The following is a 16,390-nucleotide window of genomic DNA, read 5'->3' as shown; positions in this document are numbered from 1 at the left end:
GAGTGATTTTCATGCATGACAAATTATCATGTTCCGGATGCGAATCGACAATAATTTCTCTTTTAAAAAAAGCAAAAGATGATAGGGTTGAAACTGTTTGGGATAGAGCTCTTGCCATGCAACCACAGTGCGGCTTCGGAGAAATGGGAGTTTGCTGTACCAATTGCTCTATGGGGCCGTGCCGCATAGTGAAAATATCCCCGGACGGTCCCAAAAAAGGAATATGCGGGGCTACCGAAGACACCATGGCTGCAAGAAACCTCGCAAGGGCTGTGGCAGCAGGTTCTGCTGCTCACTCCGATCACGGAAGGGATATTGCAGAGGCGCTGCACTATGCCGCAGAGCAAAAAAAGCCGATAAAAGATGAAAAAAAGTTGAAGGCTATCGCAGAAGAATGGGGAGTTCAAGCCGAAGGTTGCAAAATTGAAGAAGTGGCTTCGAAAGTTGCGGAAAAAGCTTTGGATGAATTTGGAAAGCCTTTTGGGCATCTTCTGTTTGTGGAAAGAGCCCCTCAGAAGCGAAAAGAAAAATGGGAGAATATGGGTGTTGTGCCCAGGGCTATCGATAGAGATATAGTGGAAGTGCTTCATTCAACCCATATAGGGTGCGATGCGGATTACAGGAACATTATGAGGAGCGCAGTCAGGGCGGCGCTGAGCGACGGCTGGGGAGGCTCGATGATAGGTACCGAGCTTTCGGATGTATTGTTTGGGACTCCGGCGCCTCATGAGGTGGAGGCAAATTTAGGTGTCTTGAAAAAAGACTGTGTGAACATCGTTGTGCACGGCCATGAGCCCACCCTGTCCGAGGCCCTGGTGGTGGCTGTGAATGAGCCTGAGCTGATGGAAATGGCAAAACAGCAGGGTGCTCAGGGAATAAACCTGGTGGGTATGTGCTGTACCGGAAATGAGGTGGCAATGAGGCATGGAATACCGATGGCAGGCAATTTTTTCCAACAAGAACTTGCGGTGGTAACGGGTGCAGTGGAAGCGATGGTGGTGGATGTGCAGTGTATCATGCCGTCGCTGTCTCAAGTGGCAAGATGCTATCATACAAAATTGATTACCACCTCCAGCAAAGCCAAGATACCCGGCGCTGTTCATATGGAGTTCGACGAAAAGAAATCTTTAGAGTGTGCCAAAAAAATAGTAATAGAAGCCATTATGAATTTCAAGAACAGAAGGGGCGATGTATTTATACCTGAGGAAAAATCTAGAGGCACAATAGGTTACAGCGTAGAGGCCATTATACGGGCGCTCGACGGCATTACCAATACTTTTGCCCATCCGTCGGGCACTATAAAGCCTTTAATTGACGCCATAAAGTCGGGTGTGCTGCGGGGAGCGGCGGCTATAGTCGGGTGCAACAACCATCGGGTACCTCACGACAAATCTCATGTAGAATTGGCAAAAGAACTCATAAAAAACGATGTGCTTGTGGTCACCACAGGCTGCGGCGCTCACGCATGCATTAAAGCCGGTCTCATGAGCGAAGACGCTGTCAAGCTGTGCGGGAAAGGGCTTGCCACCTGCTGCGAACTTTTGAAAGTGCCGCCGGTGCTCCATATGGGTTCTTGCGTAGACATAAGCAGGATTCTTCAGCTTCTTTCCATAATGTCGAAATATATGAATGTGGATATAAGTGACCTCCCGGTAGCTGCGGCAGCTCCCGAATGGATGTCGGAAAAGGCACTGTCTATAGGCACTTATGCTGTGGCATCCGGAGTATATGTAGTGCTGGGAGTTGCGCCGCAGATCACCGGTTCCGAAAACCTCACAAAGTATCTGACCTCCGACATGGAAGATATCTATGGAGGAAAGTTCGACATAGAGCCAGATCCGGTGCAGGCTGCCAGAAAGATTTTGAATCATATAGAGACAAAGAGAAAGCATCTGGATATATGATTTTTAAGGATGTGATTCCATGAGGATTGCCATAACGGGCAAGGGCGGCACGGGGAAAACGACACTAGCAGGGGTACTGGCGCGCACGTATGCAGACTATGGATATAAAGTGCTGGCTGTGGATGCGGACCCTGATTCCAATTTAGCTTCTGCGCTAGGATTCCCCGATGAGATAGCGGAAAAAATCGTGCCCCTTTCTGAAATGAAAGACCTGATTGCCCAAAGGACTGAAGCTGTACCGGGAGTTATCGGTCAGATGTTCAAGCTAAATCCCAGAGTTGACGATATTCCAGAAAAATACTGCATTACCTGTAAAAACGTGAAACTTCTGGTAATGGGAACGGTGAAAGAAGGCGGCAGCGGATGCATCTGCCCGGAGCACGCATTTTTGAAAGCGCTTATGAGTCACCTCATACTCATGTCAAATGAGGTATTGATACTGGACATGGAAGCGGGCATAGAACACCTGGGAAGGGCCACTGCCCAATCGGTAGATGCTTTTGTAGTGGTGGTGGAGCCAGGAAAAAGGAGTATTCAGACGCTAAAGGCCGTAGAGAAACTTGCCCGGGACATCGGCATCAATAACATATTTGCAGTGGGGAATAAAATAAAAAAACCAGAAGAAGAAAAATTCATTTTGGATTCATGCAAAGATGTGCCTGTGCTCGGATTTATGTCATACGATGAGGATGTCATTTTTGCCGATAGGATGGGAGTTTCGCCTTATGATCAGAGCAGCAAAAAAGTAATGGAGATTAGAAAGATTAAAAAAGAGCTGGAATCCAGATTAAGGATATTTGAGTGAGAAAGGAGGTTGGGCAATCTCCGACGGGAAAGCGACTTTTTACACCTGAATCAATCTTTTTAAAAAAACTATAATGAGAAGAGGAGGAGAATCCAATGAATTTCAAAAGTGATATTGAAATCGCTCAGGAGGCAAGGCCGCAACATATCCGTGACATTGCGGGGAAATTGGGACTCGGTGAAGACGATATCGAGTACTACGGCAAGTATAAGGCAAAGGTCGATTACAATCTGTTGAAAAAGCTTGAGGACAAAAAAGATGCAAAGCTTATTCTGACCACCGCCATTAACCCCACACCAGCAGGCGAGGGAAAAACAACTACAACTGTGGGTCTGGGGGATGCCCTCAATAAGCTGGGGAAAAAGGTTGCCATAGCCTTAAGAGAACCTTCGCTGGGTCCGGTGTTCGGAATAAAGGGTGGTGCTGCCGGAGGCGGATACGCTCAGGTAATTCCCATGGAAGACATAAATTTGCATTTTACGGGCGATTTTCACGCCATCGGCGCAGCCAACAATCTTTTGGCGGCGATGATTGACAACCACATATATCAAGGTAATGCTTTGGGCATTGACCCCCGGCGCATTACGTGGAGAAGATGCGTGGACATGAACGACCGGCAGCTAAGGTTCGTCGTCGACGGCCTTGGTGGCAAGGCTAACGGCACCCCCAGGGAAGACGGATATGACATTACTGTCGCTTCGGAGGTCATGGCCATATTTTGCCTTGCGAAAGACCTTGAGGATTTAAAGAATAGACTGGCCAGAATAATAATAGGGTATACTTATGACGGAAGGCCGGTCACGGCGGGAGAACTGAAAGCCCAGGGGGCCATGGCAGCCCTGCTCAAAGATGCATTAAAGCCCAATTTGGTCCAGACACTGGAAGGCACTCCAGCCTTTGTGCACGGCGGCCCGTTTGCTAATATTGCCCACGGCTGCAACAGCATAATGGCTACGAAAATGGCTTTGAAACTGGCGGATTATGTAGTAACAGAAGCAGGATTTGGTGCTGACCTGGGCGCGGAAAAATTCCTGGATATCAAGTGCAGGGTTGCAGGGATAAAGCCGGACGCGGTGGTAATAGTGGCCACGGTCAGAGCCCTCAAGTATAACGGAGGAGTGGCAAAAGAAGATTTGAACAAGGAAAATCTTGATGCACTAAAGAAAGGTATTCCCAATCTGTTGAAGCACGTGGAGAACATCACCGTAAAATTCGGCCTGCCGGCCGTGGTCGCCATCAACCGCTTCCCGACGGACAGCGAAGCGGAGTTAAAACTAATCGAAGAAGAATGCTCCCGCTATGGCGTGAAGTCAGTGCTGTCGGAAGTATGGGCAAAAGGTGGCAATGGCGGTATTGATTTGGCAAAAGAAGTGCTCCGATTGATAGAAAAGGGCGAAAATCGTTATAAGCCTGTATACAGCCTTGAACTGGGAATAGCGGAAAAAATAGAAACCATTGCCCGGGAAATATACGGAGCGGATGGAGTGGAATTTTCACCGGCCGCTATCAAAGAAATAGGAAATTTAGAAGAACTCGGTTTTAAAAACCTGCCGGTATGTATAGCCAAGACGCAGTATTCCCTCTCGGACGATCCACGGAAACTGGGAAGGCCTGTGGGCTTTAAAATAAGTGTGAGAAATGTAAAAGTCTCTGCAGGTGCGGGCTTCGTGGTGGCGCTTACGGGAGAAATAATGACAATGCCTGGGCTTCCGAAAAAGCCTGCTGCTGAAAATATTGATGTTGATGCGGACGGACGCATAACCGGGCTTTTTTAAAATGCATAGGAAAGCAATAATATACCTTAATTTAGGGCTTTCCGTAATGCATTTCAAAAAAGCCGACCGCTGACTAATCGCTAGTAATTATATTAATGAAGGCTTTTTTAAATATCCTACATTTTTTTAAAATTCTGGTGGAAATTTGTACTGAAATAAGTTATAATATTTACAAAAGAGGACGATGTATATACTGGTATAGCAGGGTGAAGATGACATGGCAGGTGGATTGAAGATATTAATAGCGAGGAGCGAGGACACTCCCGCTGTACCCGGCCCGTTTCACAAAAAATACGGCGGTGAATTTGCCGAAAGAAGATTTATCCCACACATCACCGATTATAAAGATGGCAAGTACGTATGTTCCCATCGATGCCTGGAATTTCGAAAAAAATACAGTCTGGATTTTTCTTCCGAGCTGGCAGGGATTATAGAATTCCCATCTGTGCTACCGGAATTAATAGATGACCCTGAGGCGCATATAAAAACCGAGCTTCCCTCCCATGACATTCTTGTAATTGTAGGGGTGCATCCCGATATCTTTCTGGAAATTTTGAAAAGGGCTCCCGGCGCCGGATGCCGGGCCCTAATCGCTCCTAGGGAAGACCCTTCGTGGATAGATAATTCTTTTTTAAATAAGATAAAAACTGTTTGTGAAAACCTGGGTTTGGAGTATGCTTTTCCGAGACCCTTTTGTTCGCTGTCAAAAGGCAGATTTGAGCTGATAAATAAGTTTATCGAGCATTTCAGGATTGGAATGCCAGAGTATGAATTAATTTTGGATGAGCAAGACAGAGTGATGGATGTCAATGTAATAAGGTCATCACCCTGTGGAGCCACATATTTTGTGGCCTCAGGGCTTTTGGGATTGACAAAAGAAGAAATTCCGGAAAGGGCCAATAATCTCTGGGCTTCATACCCCTGCATTTCCAGCGGGGGTATGGACCCGGAGTTAAATGACCTCATTATGCATGTGGCAGGCCATATAAATTTCAATGCTGCCAGAATGGCAGTAAAAAAATGGGGAGGGACGCATGAATGCTGATTGAAAAAAGCTGCAGAGAGTTTGTTGAGGTGCTGGCTTCGAAGGAGCCGGTGCCAGGAGGCGGGGGGGCCGCCGCCCTTGTGGGAGCCATTGGCATAGCCCTGGGCAACATGGTGGGCAATCTCACCGTGGGCAAAGAAAAGTATAAAGACGTGGAAGAGGAAGTCAAAAGCATTATGGAGGAGGCCAAAGCCCTTCAAGAAAGGCTGCTTTCTCTGGTGGACAGAGATGCTGAGGTCTTCAAGGACGTGGCTGAGGTGTACAAAATGCCGAAAGGCACCGAAGGCGAAAAAAAAGCCAGAGAAGAAGCCATGCAGGCGGCGCTGAAGAAGGCGTGCACCGTGCCGCTTGATATTATGAAGAACGCTGTCAAGGCTATAAAACTCCAGAGAAGGCTGGCTGACATAGGTTCGAAGCTTGCCATTAGCGATGTAGGGGTAGGTGTACATTGCTTGAAAGCTGCCCTTTTAAGCGGTAAGCTCAATGTGGATATCAATCTAAGTGGCATCAAGGATGAAGAATTTGTGAAAAACTGCCTCCAGGAAATGGATTTTCTCATAAAACAAAGCATGGAAGCAGTCGACGAGACAATAGGCATAGTGGAGCAAAGGCTTAAGAGCTAAAGTTTGCTTCAAGTTTATTCAGGGAAGCATATTTGGTTTTATACAGCGAATTTAATTAATTTTTTTAAAGGAGGCTGGAAAATGGGAACAATATTGAGCGGTAAGGAAGTGGCCGAAGCTTTAAAACACAAGTTGAAGTCAGAGGTAGATGAGCTTCGAAAAAAAGGGGTTGTCCCTACTCTGTCCATCATTATAGTAGGAGATAGGGCGGATTCTGCCGCTTATATCAAGGGAGCCGTTAAAAGGTGTGGTGAAATAGGTATTGAGTGCAGCGTCACTGAACTTGCGCAGGATTTGAGCCAGGATGAGTTTCTGAAGGTAATACATCGCCAAAATGCCGATGAAAAAGTCCACGGAATAATGGTGATGAGGCCGCTGCCATCGCAAATTTCAGAAAACGTGGTAAAATATGAGATATCGCCTGCTAAGGATGTGGATTGTTTCAACCCTGTGAACGTTAGCAAAGTCATGAGTGGTGAAGAAGGGGGATTCGCGCCCTGCACACCGTCTGCGGTAATGGAGATACTGCATCATTATGGCATAGATCCCAAAGGCAAAAGAACCGTCATTGTCGGAAGAAGTATGGTGGTGGGAAGGCCGCTGGCCATGATGCTGCTCAAGGAGAATGCCACCATAACTGTGTGCCATACCAGGACTGTAAATCTTGCCGAAGAAACCAGCAGAGCTGAACTATTGATTGCTGCGGCAGGGAAAGCCAGAATGATTAAGAAAGAGATGGTAAGGGAAGGCGCTGTAGTCATAGATGTGGGGATAAATTTTGACGAAAATGGCAAGATGTGCGGCGATGTTGATTTTGATGAAGTAAGTACTGTCGCGGGAATGATAACGCCGGTTCCGGGCGGCGTGGGGGCGGTGACCTCCACTGTTCTTGCAAAACATGTGTTGGAAGCCTGCAAAAGGCAAAGGTAATTTTGGTGTAATAAGTGGTATTATAAACTCGAAAGCGGCAATAGTGCAGCTTTCAGGTACCTTAAATATAAAAGACTCAATATAGAATAGAGCTATGTGAAAGGAGGCGGACAAATGGTCATCACACAGCCGAAACCTTTTTCGGATATTCTTAAGTATTTAGAGGGCAAAAAGAAAATTTTTATAACAGGCTGCACCCTCTGCGCCACATCCTGCATGACTGGCGGAGAAAAGGAAATCCTGGCCATGAAGGAGAAGTTGGAAAAAGAAGGCAAGGAGGTTACGGGATATGTGGTGCTGGATCCGTCGTGCCACAAACTGCAGACCCGTTCAACATTGAAAAAATACAAGCAGGCGCTGGAATCAGCCGACGCCATACTGTGCATGGCATGCGGCGACGGCGCTCAGACCGTGGCAGAAGTGGCAAGCATCCCGGTATATCCTGCCAATGACACCATGTTCATCGGCGAAGTAGAAAGAATCGGACATTTCAGCGAAGCGTGCAGGGCATGCGGCCAGTGCGAGCTGGGATGGACTGCCGGTATCTGTCCCATTACCCGCTGCGCAAAAAGCCTCCTGAATGGGCCATGCGGCGGCTCAAAGGACGGCAAATGCGAAGTAAATCCCGAAAACGACTGCGCATGGGTTCTGATATATAACAAGTTAAAGGAATCAAACGAACTCGAGCGATTGCTGGAAATAAAGGGCCCGAAGGATTACAGCAAAGCTGCAAATCCGCGAAGGGTAACCGTAGGTAAATAGTAAAAAGGGAGGAAGGACTATGGGTCTTGCTCAAAAGTTGGAAAGCGGCGCTTTTGCCGTTACCGCGGAAATGGCTCCTCCGAAAGGCACTGATTTTGGCAGGTTTAAACAATGTGCAAGAGAAGTTAAGGATATGGTGGATGCGGTGAACGTGACCGATTTCCAGAGCGCGGTGGTTCGCGCCTCATCCCTGGGTGCAGCCGCTATCCTTGTGGAAGAAGGATTGGAGCCAGTCATGCAGATAACCGGCAGGGACAGGAACCGTATAGCCATCCAGGGGGAGTTGCTGTCTGCTGCAGCCCTGGGCATTAAAAATGTGCTGGCTCTGACCGGCGACCATCCCTCAGTCGGCGATCACCCCCAGGCCAAAGGCGTATTTGATATGGATTCGGTAAACATATTGCAGACAGCAACTACTCTTATGTCCGGCAAAGACCTGGCGGGGAATACCCTGACGGGAACACCGCAATTTTTTCTGGGAGCGAGCGTAACGCCGGTATACGACCCCATTGAGCTTCAGGTTTTGAAAATGAAGAAAAAAGTCAATGCTGGTGCAAGATTCTTTCAGACCCAGGCTGTCTATGATATAGAATTGTTTAAAAAATTCCTGGAGGCAGCAAGGGGTATAGACACGAAAATACTGGTCGGGGTGATACCATTGAAGTCTCCGGGAATGGCCAACTACATGAACAAGAACGTACCCGGAATATATGTGCCCGAAGAAATCATCGAAAGGCTCAGGAAGTCTCAGGATAAGGTAAAGGAAGGATTGAAGATAGCCGCTGAATTCATAAATGAAATAGTACGGCAGAAACTGTGCGATGGGGTCCACATAATGGCTATAGGGGCAGAAGAAAACGTCCCGGTACTGCTGGAAATGTGTGATTTAAAGCGGGCAGCATAAATTTTTAGCAGGAGGATAGCTATGGGAAAGAAAATTGTATTCATAGGTGCAGGTCCTGCGGGATATGTAGGGGCTATTAAGGCGGCCAAGATGGGAGCCGAGGCAATCGTGGTGGAAAACGACAGGGTGGGTGGCACGTGCCTGAATCGAGGCTGTATCCCCACCAAGGCGCTACTGGCTTCCAGCGATGTTCTGACTGCCATCAAGGAATCAGAAGAATTTGGAATTCATATAGAAGGCAAAGTAACCCCTGATCTTGCTGCCATAATGGATAGAAAAGACAAGATAGTGGAAAGGCTAGTTAAGGGAATAGAATTTCTTTTCGAAAAAAACAAAGTCAAGACGATAAAAGGGATAGGAAGGATTACAGCTAAAAACGAGGTTACAGTAATAAAAGACGACGGTTCATCCGAGACTTTGACAGCCGATGCTATAGTTGTGGCTACCGGTTCCTCGCCGGCAAAGATACCCATCTTTCCATATGACGGCAAAAAGGTGCTTCTCAGCGATGAGGCTCTGAAACTCAAGACATTGCCCTCCAGCATGATAATAGTTGGAGCAGGTGTCATCGGCTGCGAATTCGGCATGTTCTTCAACAATATGGGCACTGAAATTACCATGGTGGAAATGATGGACCACGCCCTGCCGCTAGAAGACAGAGAAATAGGGCGGGAGATGGAAAAGGTATTAAAGAGGAAAAAGATAAAGCTGATGCTGAGCACAAAAATTGTTAAAGTCGAAGTAAACGACAAGGGAGTAAAAGCCATTTTTGAAAATGGCGATGGAATAGAGGCAGAAATGATGCTGGTGGCCATCGGCAGGAAGGCAAACATTCAGGGCCTGGGATTGGAACAGGTAGGGGTCCGGGTGGAAAATGGAAGAATTACAGTGGATGAACATATGATGACAAATATAGAGGGTATTTATGCTGTAGGTGATGTAGTCCCAGGACCGCAGTTGGCCCATCTCGCCTCCGCAGAGGCGGAATGCGCGGTGGAAAACATTATGGGCAAAAAATGTACTATGGATTATTCCGCAGTGCCCAGAGGCGTTTTCACCGATCCGGAGGTGGCCGGTGTGGGGCTTACAGAAGAAGAGGCTCTTTCCCGGGGCTACACCATTAAAAAAGGGACATTTGATTTCAGGGGCCTTGGAAAAGCTCAGGCTATGGGACAGCTTGTCGGAAAGGTAAAAGTGATAGCCGATGAAAAAACCGGAAAGATACTGGGAGCATCCATTCTGGGACCCCATGCTACTGACCTCATTCAGGAGTTGGTGGCAGGCATAAAGTACGGCCTTACGGCAGACGAACTGGGGTCAGCCATTCATTCGCACCCCACCCTGTCCGAAGCAGTCATGGAAGCGTTAAAAGACGTAAACGGCGATGCAATTCACAAAGTATGAAAACATCAACTTCAGGGAGCTGGTAACATGGCGTATACAATAGCGGTAGCGGGCAAGGGAGGCACGGGGAAGACAACGATTGCGGGATTTCTAGTGGATTATCTTGTAAGAAATAAAATGACACCCGTCTTGGCGGTTGATGCAGATCCGAATTCCAATTTGAACCAGGTATTGGGAATGGAAGTTGAAACCACGCTGGGAGAAATTAGAGAAGAAATAAGCATAAATAACAGGGATGGCAAACTTCCCAGCGGGATGTCGAAAGCTGATTATATAAATTTAAAAATTCAGCAGGCCGTCATTGAAGGCCGCGGTTTCGACCTAATAGTCATGGGAAGGCCTGAGGGGTTAGGGTGTTACTGCTTTGCCAACGGCCTGTTGAGGGAGGCCACCGACAGGCTGGCGGACAGTTATAAATTTATGGTGATCGACAACGAGGCGGGCCTCGAGCATCTCAGCCGGCGCACCACAAAAAAAGTGGATTTAATGTTTGCTGTTAGCGAGTGTTCAAAAAGGGGAATTGACGCTGCGGCAAGGGTAAAAAGCCTTATAGAAGAACTCGCTCTGGATGTAAGAGACCTTTACCTCATAATAAACAGAGTGCCGGAAGGCGGTGTCACTGAAGAAATAAAGCATGCTGCTGACGGTTACGGTCTGAAGCTTGCGGGCACCATACCGCTGGACAGCCATATCTTTGATTACGACACCCGTGGCATACCCCTGGTGCAACTTCCTGTTGATGTGCCAGCTCGAAAAGCCGCAGAGAAAATATTTGATTCTTACTTAGCGTCTATTGAGATTATTTAAATTTTATTACATGGCAAAAATTAGTACGCGCTGCCGGAGGTGCCGGCTCGTCTCCGGCAGTAAAGCGGCTTTTTGCATCAGAATCAAGATTTATTCGAGATAATCTATTGCAGTTAACTTATTATAATTAGGAGTGATCTGTATGGCTTACAAAAAGCCTTCTCAAAAATTCAGCGGAAAAATCCGGGAAGTGACTGTGGGCTCCGGGCTAAAACTCGGAGGTGAATCTGTGCTCCCGTTCTATAAATTCGATGGAGACAGCGGAGCAAAACCGGCCGTGGGAATGGAAATATGGGATGTTTTTCCCGAGAGCTGGCCGCAGAGCCTGAAGGATATATTCGGACCATATGTCGACGATCCGGTAAAATGGGCTAAATTCTGCGTGGAAAAATACAATCCGGATTTCATATGCATTAAATTTGAAGGAGCCAACCCGGAAGGAGATGACAGATCTCCTGAAGACTGCGCCCGCATAGCCGAGAGGCTTGCCGGCGAGGTACCTGTTCCGCTGGTTATAGCGGGATGCGATTCCGATGAAAAAAATGCCAAAGTTTTTACAAAAATAGCTGAAGCTTTGCCTGACAAAAATTATGTATTTCTTTCGGCGGTGGAAGCCAACTATAAGGAGGTCGGCGCCGCCTGCGGCATGGCATACGGGAATATCGTGAGCGCCGAATCTTCAGTGGATTTAAATCTTGCAAAACAGCTGAACATACTCATAACCCAGCTGGGGGTAAAACCGGAAAAAATGGTGATGAACCCGGGGTGCGCTGCCGTGGGGTACGGATTCGAGTATGTAGTCACTACCATGGACAGGATAAAATTGGCAGCACTGGATCAGAATGACGCCACCCTGCAGATGCCGATAATAAGCCCGGTATCCTTTGAAACATGGAAAGCAAAGGAAGCTATAGCCACTGAGGAGGATATGCCTGAGTGGGGCGATCAGGAAGAAAGAGGTATTGCCATGGAGGTATCCACAGCAACTGGAGTGCTGGCGGCGGGTTCCAATGCCGTAATTTTGAGGCATCCAAAGTCCGTGGAAGTAATCCGCAAATTTATCGATGAACTGTTATAATGATGGGAGAGATGAACATGGCCTTAAATGGTATGGAAATATACAAAATGCTTCCCAAGAAAAATTGCAAGGAATGCGGTTTTCCCACATGCCTAGCCTTTGCCATGAAGCTGGCTCAGGGTGGGACTCAGGCGGAAAAGTGCCCATACATGTCCGATGAGGCGAAGGGCAAGCTGGCGGAGGCCACCGCCCCCCCGATGAGAACCGTGACCTTCGGTGCCGGGGAAAGGACATATTCCCTGGGAGGGGAAACTGTACTTTTCAGGCACGAAAAGACTTTTGTGAACAGGCCAAGGTTTGCTGTGATGTTCGACGATGCAGAAAATGCTGATGAGGTGGCAAAAAAGATAAACCATATAAACTCAGTGAATTATACCCGCATCAGCGAGGAAATGTATGTGGAAATAGCGGCATTCAGGTGTTCGTCGCAGGATAAGCAGAAATTTATTTCGCTAATTAAAAAAGTAACTTCTGAGTGCAAAAAAGTGGTGCCCATGATAATTTCCGAAGATCCGGATATAGCTTCGGCAGCTGCGGAAGAATTTGCTGCCCTGGGGCCAATAATTTACGGTGCAAATGAACAAAACTGCGAAGCCATGGTAGGCATAGCAAAGAAGCACAATCTTCTGCTAGGAATAAAAGCCGAAAATCAGGCAAAGCTTTATGACACAGTCCAGAAGATACAGAATATGGGTTACAAGGAACTTCTCCTGGACGCCGGCGGCAGGAGTCTGAAAGCCGCCTTTGATGACGTTGTCAATATAAGGCGGACGGCGCTCCTTTCAAAAGACAGGACTTTCGGCTATCCGACTGTGACATTTGTGTGCGACATGGCGCAAGATAAAATGATGGAAGTCGCTATGGCAACGCTGTTTGTGGAAAAATATGCGTCAATTATAGTATTGAGCGATATGGATTACTCAATGGCTCTGCCCCTCTTTGCCCTGAGACAGAATATTTACACTGATCCACAGAGGCCTATGAGGATTGAACAGGGCATTTACAAGATAGGTCAGGCGGATGAAAAATCGCCTCTGCTGGTTACCGTAGACTTTGCGCTGACATATTTCATAGTTTCCGGAGAGGTGGAGAGGTCCAAGGTGCCGTCGTGGATACTGATACCCGATGCGGGAGGGTATTCAGTGCTGACTGCCTGGGCTTCAGGTAAACTTAATGCAAAATCCATCGCAAAAGCGATAAAGGATTTTGAAGTGGAAGGCAAGCTCAAAACCCGAGAACTCATTATACCCGGGAAAGTGGCAGTGTTGAAATCCGATATAGAAGACGAGCTGCCGGGTTGGAAGGTAATAGTGGGAACCCGCGAAGCCGCTTCTCTGCCGGCATTTTTAAAGGATTACCGCCAGAAAAGCGCATCATAAAAATACGCATGTCAGGAGGATAAATGTATGGCGAGATTTATTACAATCGGAGAACGTATTCATGTAATATCCCCTGTAATAAGGAAAGCACTTCAAGAAAGGGACCCGAAGCCCATCATTGAAAGGGCGAGGGAACAGGTGGAAGCGGGAGCCAATTATCTGGATGTGAACATAGGGCCTGCGGACAGAGATGGCGAAGAATTGATGCCGTGGGTGGTGAAACTCCTTCAGCAGGAGTTTCCCAACACCCCTCTTTGCCTTGATACCGCCAATACTAAAGCTCTGGAGGCAGGAATCAAAGTATATGATAGGAAAGCCGGGAAACCGATAATTAATTCTGCTGATGCAGGTTCCAGGCTCGGCATGGTAGATATGGCGGCAGAATATGATGCCATGGTCATAGGCCTCTGCGCAAAAGAGGGAATACCCAGAGACAATGATGAAAGAATCCAATACTGCACAGAAATCCTGGACAGGGCGATGGCAGCCGGGCTTGATCCCGAGAATATCTTGTTTGACCCGCTTTTTGTGGTGGTAAAAGGAATGCAGGATAAACAGCAGGAGGTTCTGGAGGCACTGCGCCAGATTACCGAAATGGGATTCAAGACCACTGGAGGTCTTAGCAACGTCTCTAATGGCTGCCCAAAAGAGTTGAGAGGGCTCATTGAAGCTACTTTCTGCGCCATGGCCATTCAGTGCGGCCTTACTTCAGCTATTGTAAACCCGTTAAACAAGATGCTCATGGACATTATCAAGACTGCGGATGTGATAAAAGGCAGAAACCTGTACTGCGATTCCTACCTGGAGTTGTGATTTTATATTTGAAAAAGGAGGAGCATATCATGAGCTTATTTGATATTATTTTCACGGGGTCTGAACAGGCTCTGGCTGCCTGTAAGTCAGTTGTGGAAAAAACGGTGTCGGAGCTGGGGGAAAATGAAAAAGTGGCTTTTCCCGGCACCGCTTACAGCCTGCCCACGATATATGCAGCCACTGGCAAGAAAATAAACACTCTTGCCGAATTAAAGGGTGTCATACCGGTGATCGAGAGCCTCATAGTCAAAGAGCAAAATCTGGAAAAAGCTCTCAATGCTGGCCTTGCCACTGCTGTGGCAGCAGAAGTAATAGAGGCTTGCAAGTATGCGGGTGGTAAAACCCCCTATACTGAACCATGCATAGGATTTGTTCCTGATACAGTCATTCGTTCCCTGGGGGTTCCCCTGGTGACCGGAGACATCCCGGGAGTGGCGGTAGTGATAGGCGAAGCGCCGTCAGAGGAAGAGGCGGCAAAAGTCATAAAAGGCTATCAGACCAAAGGACTGCTGGTTTTCCTGGTGGGGAAAATCATTGACCAGGCTATTAATGCCAAAGTAAAAATGGGTTTGGAGCTTCGGGTGATACCGCTAGGATATGATGTAACCTCAGTCATACATGTGGTGACTGTAGCCATAAGGGCAGCTCTAATCTTCGGCAATATTCAGCCGGGCAACCTCGGTGAGCTTCTCAAATACACGAAAGAAAGAGTACCTGCTTTTGTCAATGCCTTAGGCCCCCTGAGCGAACTTGTGGTGTCCGCTGGAGCCGGAGCTATAGCTCTGGGATTCCCTGTAATAACTGACCAGGATGTACAGGAAGTGCCTGAAAACCTCATAGTCCAAAAGGATTACGACAAAATCGTGGCTACATCCCTAGAAGCCCGTGGAATAAAAATAAAAATTACTGAACTTCCCATTCCCGTAGGTTTTGCAGCGGCTTTTGAGGGCGAGAGGGTTAGAAAAGAAGACATGTTCGCCGAATTCGGAGGAGGCAGAACTGTCGCCTGGGAATTGGTAAAGATGAGGGAGATGTCTGAAGTAGAGGACCATAAGATAGAAGTAATCGGGCCGGATTTAGACACTCTTGAGCCCAATGGAGGCAAACTTCCGCTGGCACTGCTGGTGGAAGTGGCAGGCAGGAATATGCAGCAGGATTTTGAACCTGTCATGGAAAGAAGAATACACTATTTTGCCAATTATACTGAAGGTGTAATGCATCTGGGCCAGAGGGATATCGTATGGCTGAGGATAAGCAAATCCACCTATGAAGCAGGTTTTAGATTGAAACATATCGGAGAAGTTCTATACGCCAAGATGCTGGATGAATTCGGCAGCATAGTGGATAAAGTGCAGGTGACCATAATTACCGATAAGGAAAGGGTGGAGAAACTTCTAGATGAAATAGCAAAGCCGAGGTATGAAGCCAGGGATGCCAGACTGGCTGGCCTTACCGACGAGAGCGTGGATACCTTCTATTCATGCCTGCTGTGTCAATCCTTTGCGCCTGCCCATGTGTGCATCGTAACACCGGAAAGATTGGGCCTCTGTGGAGCGGTGAGCTGGTTGGACGCCAAAGCCACAAAGGAACTCAATCCCGCTGGGCCATGCCAGCCTATAGAAAAGGGCACATGCACAGACGAAGTAAAAGGCAACTGGCCTGCGGTGGATAAGGCGGTCTCAGAGCTTTCTCACGGAGCCGTCAATAAGGTAAATATTTATACCATCATGGAAGACCCCATGACATCGTGCGGCTGCTTTGAATGCATCTGCGGCATCATGCCCGAAGCCAACGGAGTCATAATAGTCAACAGAGAGTATGCGGGTATGACGCCCCTCGGCATGACCTTCGGGGAACTTGCCTCCACCACGGGAGGAGGCGTCCAGACGCCGGGATTCATGGGCCACGGGCGGCAGTTCATCACTAGCAAAAAGTTCCTGTATGCCGACGGCGGGCTCGCCAGAGTGGTCTGGATGCCCAAAGAGTTGAAAGAGGCCCTGAAGGATAAACTGGAGCAGAGAGCCAAAGAAATAGGCATAGATAATTTCTACGACATGATTGCCGATGAGACTGTGGGAACGGATCCGGATACTGTGGTGGAATTTCTCACGAAAGTCGGCCATCCTGCCCTAACTATGAATCCGATGCTATAACGGAAGTG

The 16,390-nt window shown here is 47.7% G+C and carries 14 protein-coding genes; all 14 read left to right on the top strand.

Going from position 1 to position 16,390, the window contains the following annotated elements; translation table 11 throughout:
- Positions 1-11: 11 nt before the first annotated feature.
- On the top strand, positions 12-1,904 hold the full coding sequence (gene cooS / locus AC6I1H_RS05380) for an anaerobic carbon-monoxide dehydrogenase catalytic subunit (protein ID WP_497739941.1): 1,893 nt from the start codon (positions 12-14) through the stop codon (positions 1,902-1,904).
- 19 nt (positions 1,905-1,923) lie between these two features.
- A complete protein-coding gene (locus AC6I1H_RS05375; protein ID WP_497739939.1) occupies positions 1,924-2,709 on the top strand; it encodes an ATP-binding protein in 786 nt (261 codons plus the stop codon).
- 95 nt (positions 2,710-2,804) lie between these two features.
- Entirely contained in the window at positions 2,805-4,484 is a 1,680-nt protein-coding gene (locus AC6I1H_RS05370) for a formate--tetrahydrofolate ligase (protein ID WP_497739938.1), read from the top strand.
- A 217-nt stretch (positions 4,485-4,701) separates the two neighbouring features.
- Positions 4,702-5,529, top strand: a complete 828-nt coding sequence (locus AC6I1H_RS05365; protein WP_497739937.1) for a DUF166 domain-containing protein — start codon at positions 4,702-4,704, stop codon at positions 5,527-5,529.
- Positions 5,523-6,152 carry a cyclodeaminase/cyclohydrolase family protein gene (locus AC6I1H_RS05360; protein ID WP_497739936.1) on the top strand — a complete coding sequence of 210 codons (630 nt, stop codon included), beginning with the start codon at positions 5,523-5,525 and terminating at the stop codon, positions 6,150-6,152. Before AC6I1H_RS05365 ends, AC6I1H_RS05360 begins: the two co-directional genes overlap by 7 nt.
- 81 nt (positions 6,153-6,233) lie before the next feature.
- Positions 6,234-7,082: a bifunctional 5,10-methylenetetrahydrofolate dehydrogenase/5,10-methenyltetrahydrofolate cyclohydrolase gene (locus tag AC6I1H_RS05355; RefSeq protein WP_497739935.1), complete on the top strand. Its 849-nt coding sequence runs from the start codon at positions 6,234-6,236 to the stop codon at positions 7,080-7,082.
- A 114-nt stretch (positions 7,083-7,196) separates the two neighbouring features.
- Complete coding sequence (locus AC6I1H_RS05350) at positions 7,197-7,844, top strand: methylenetetrahydrofolate reductase C-terminal domain-containing protein (RefSeq protein ID WP_497739934.1); 648 nt, start codon at positions 7,197-7,199, stop codon at positions 7,842-7,844.
- A 19-nt stretch (positions 7,845-7,863) separates the two neighbouring features.
- Entirely contained in the window at positions 7,864-8,748 is an 885-nt protein-coding gene (locus tag AC6I1H_RS05345) for a methylenetetrahydrofolate reductase (RefSeq protein WP_497739933.1), read from the top strand.
- 21 nt (positions 8,749-8,769) lie between these two features.
- Complete coding sequence (gene lpdA / locus AC6I1H_RS05340; protein ID WP_497739932.1) at positions 8,770-10,152, top strand: dihydrolipoyl dehydrogenase; 1,383 nt, start codon at positions 8,770-8,772, stop codon at positions 10,150-10,152.
- A 27-nt stretch (positions 10,153-10,179) separates the two neighbouring features.
- A complete protein-coding gene (locus AC6I1H_RS05335) occupies positions 10,180-10,959 on the top strand; it encodes an ATP-binding protein (protein ID WP_497739931.1) in 780 nt (259 codons plus the stop codon).
- Positions 10,960-11,101: 142 nt separating this feature from the next.
- Complete coding sequence (gene acsD, locus AC6I1H_RS05330) at positions 11,102-12,037, top strand: acetyl-CoA decarbonylase/synthase complex subunit delta (RefSeq protein ID WP_497739930.1); 936 nt, start codon at positions 11,102-11,104, stop codon at positions 12,035-12,037.
- Between the two features lie 17 nt (positions 12,038-12,054).
- The gene (gene acsC, locus AC6I1H_RS05325; RefSeq protein ID WP_497739929.1) at positions 12,055-13,416 is read left to right on the top strand and encodes an acetyl-CoA decarbonylase/synthase complex subunit gamma; all 1,362 of its coding nucleotides are present in this window, start codon (positions 12,055-12,057) and stop codon (positions 13,414-13,416) included.
- 27 nt (positions 13,417-13,443) lie between these two features.
- The gene (gene acsE / locus AC6I1H_RS05320; protein ID WP_497739928.1) at positions 13,444-14,229 is read left to right on the top strand and encodes a carbon monoxide dehydrogenase/acetyl-CoA synthase methytransferase subunit; all 786 of its coding nucleotides are present in this window, start codon (positions 13,444-13,446) and stop codon (positions 14,227-14,229) included.
- 29 nt (positions 14,230-14,258) lie between these two features.
- On the top strand, positions 14,259-16,382 hold the full coding sequence (gene acsB, locus AC6I1H_RS05315; RefSeq protein ID WP_497739927.1) for an acetyl-CoA decarbonylase/synthase complex subunit alpha/beta: 2,124 nt from the start codon (positions 14,259-14,261) through the stop codon (positions 16,380-16,382).
- The last annotated feature ends 8 nt before the right edge of the window (positions 16,383-16,390 follow it).

The sequence above is a fragment of the Biomaibacter sp. TOL genome (genome assembly GCF_059717795.1).
This window is presented reverse-complemented; position numbering and strand designations above follow the sequence as displayed.

Coding starts and splice junctions, on each gene's coding strand:
- cooS (WP_497739941.1), top strand. CDS start 12: ATGCATGACAAATTATCATGTTCCGGATGCGAATCGACAATAATTTCT.
- AC6I1H_RS05375 (WP_497739939.1), top strand. CDS start 1,924: ATGAGGATTGCCATAACGGGCAAGGGCGGCACGGGGAAAACGACACTA.
- AC6I1H_RS05370 (WP_497739938.1), top strand. CDS start 2,805: ATGAATTTCAAAAGTGATATTGAAATCGCTCAGGAGGCAAGGCCGCAA.
- AC6I1H_RS05365 (WP_497739937.1), top strand. CDS start 4,702: ATGGCAGGTGGATTGAAGATATTAATAGCGAGGAGCGAGGACACTCCC.
- AC6I1H_RS05360 (WP_497739936.1), top strand. CDS start 5,523: ATGCTGATTGAAAAAAGCTGCAGAGAGTTTGTTGAGGTGCTGGCTTCG.
- AC6I1H_RS05355 (WP_497739935.1), top strand. CDS start 6,234: ATGGGAACAATATTGAGCGGTAAGGAAGTGGCCGAAGCTTTAAAACAC.
- AC6I1H_RS05350 (WP_497739934.1), top strand. CDS start 7,197: ATGGTCATCACACAGCCGAAACCTTTTTCGGATATTCTTAAGTATTTA.
- AC6I1H_RS05345 (WP_497739933.1), top strand. CDS start 7,864: ATGGGTCTTGCTCAAAAGTTGGAAAGCGGCGCTTTTGCCGTTACCGCG.
- lpdA (WP_497739932.1), top strand. CDS start 8,770: ATGGGAAAGAAAATTGTATTCATAGGTGCAGGTCCTGCGGGATATGTA.
- AC6I1H_RS05335 (WP_497739931.1), top strand. CDS start 10,180: ATGGCGTATACAATAGCGGTAGCGGGCAAGGGAGGCACGGGGAAGACA.
- acsD (WP_497739930.1), top strand. CDS start 11,102: ATGGCTTACAAAAAGCCTTCTCAAAAATTCAGCGGAAAAATCCGGGAA.
- acsC (WP_497739929.1), top strand. CDS start 12,055: ATGGCCTTAAATGGTATGGAAATATACAAAATGCTTCCCAAGAAAAAT.
- acsE (WP_497739928.1), top strand. CDS start 13,444: ATGGCGAGATTTATTACAATCGGAGAACGTATTCATGTAATATCCCCT.
- acsB (WP_497739927.1), top strand. CDS start 14,259: ATGAGCTTATTTGATATTATTTTCACGGGGTCTGAACAGGCTCTGGCT.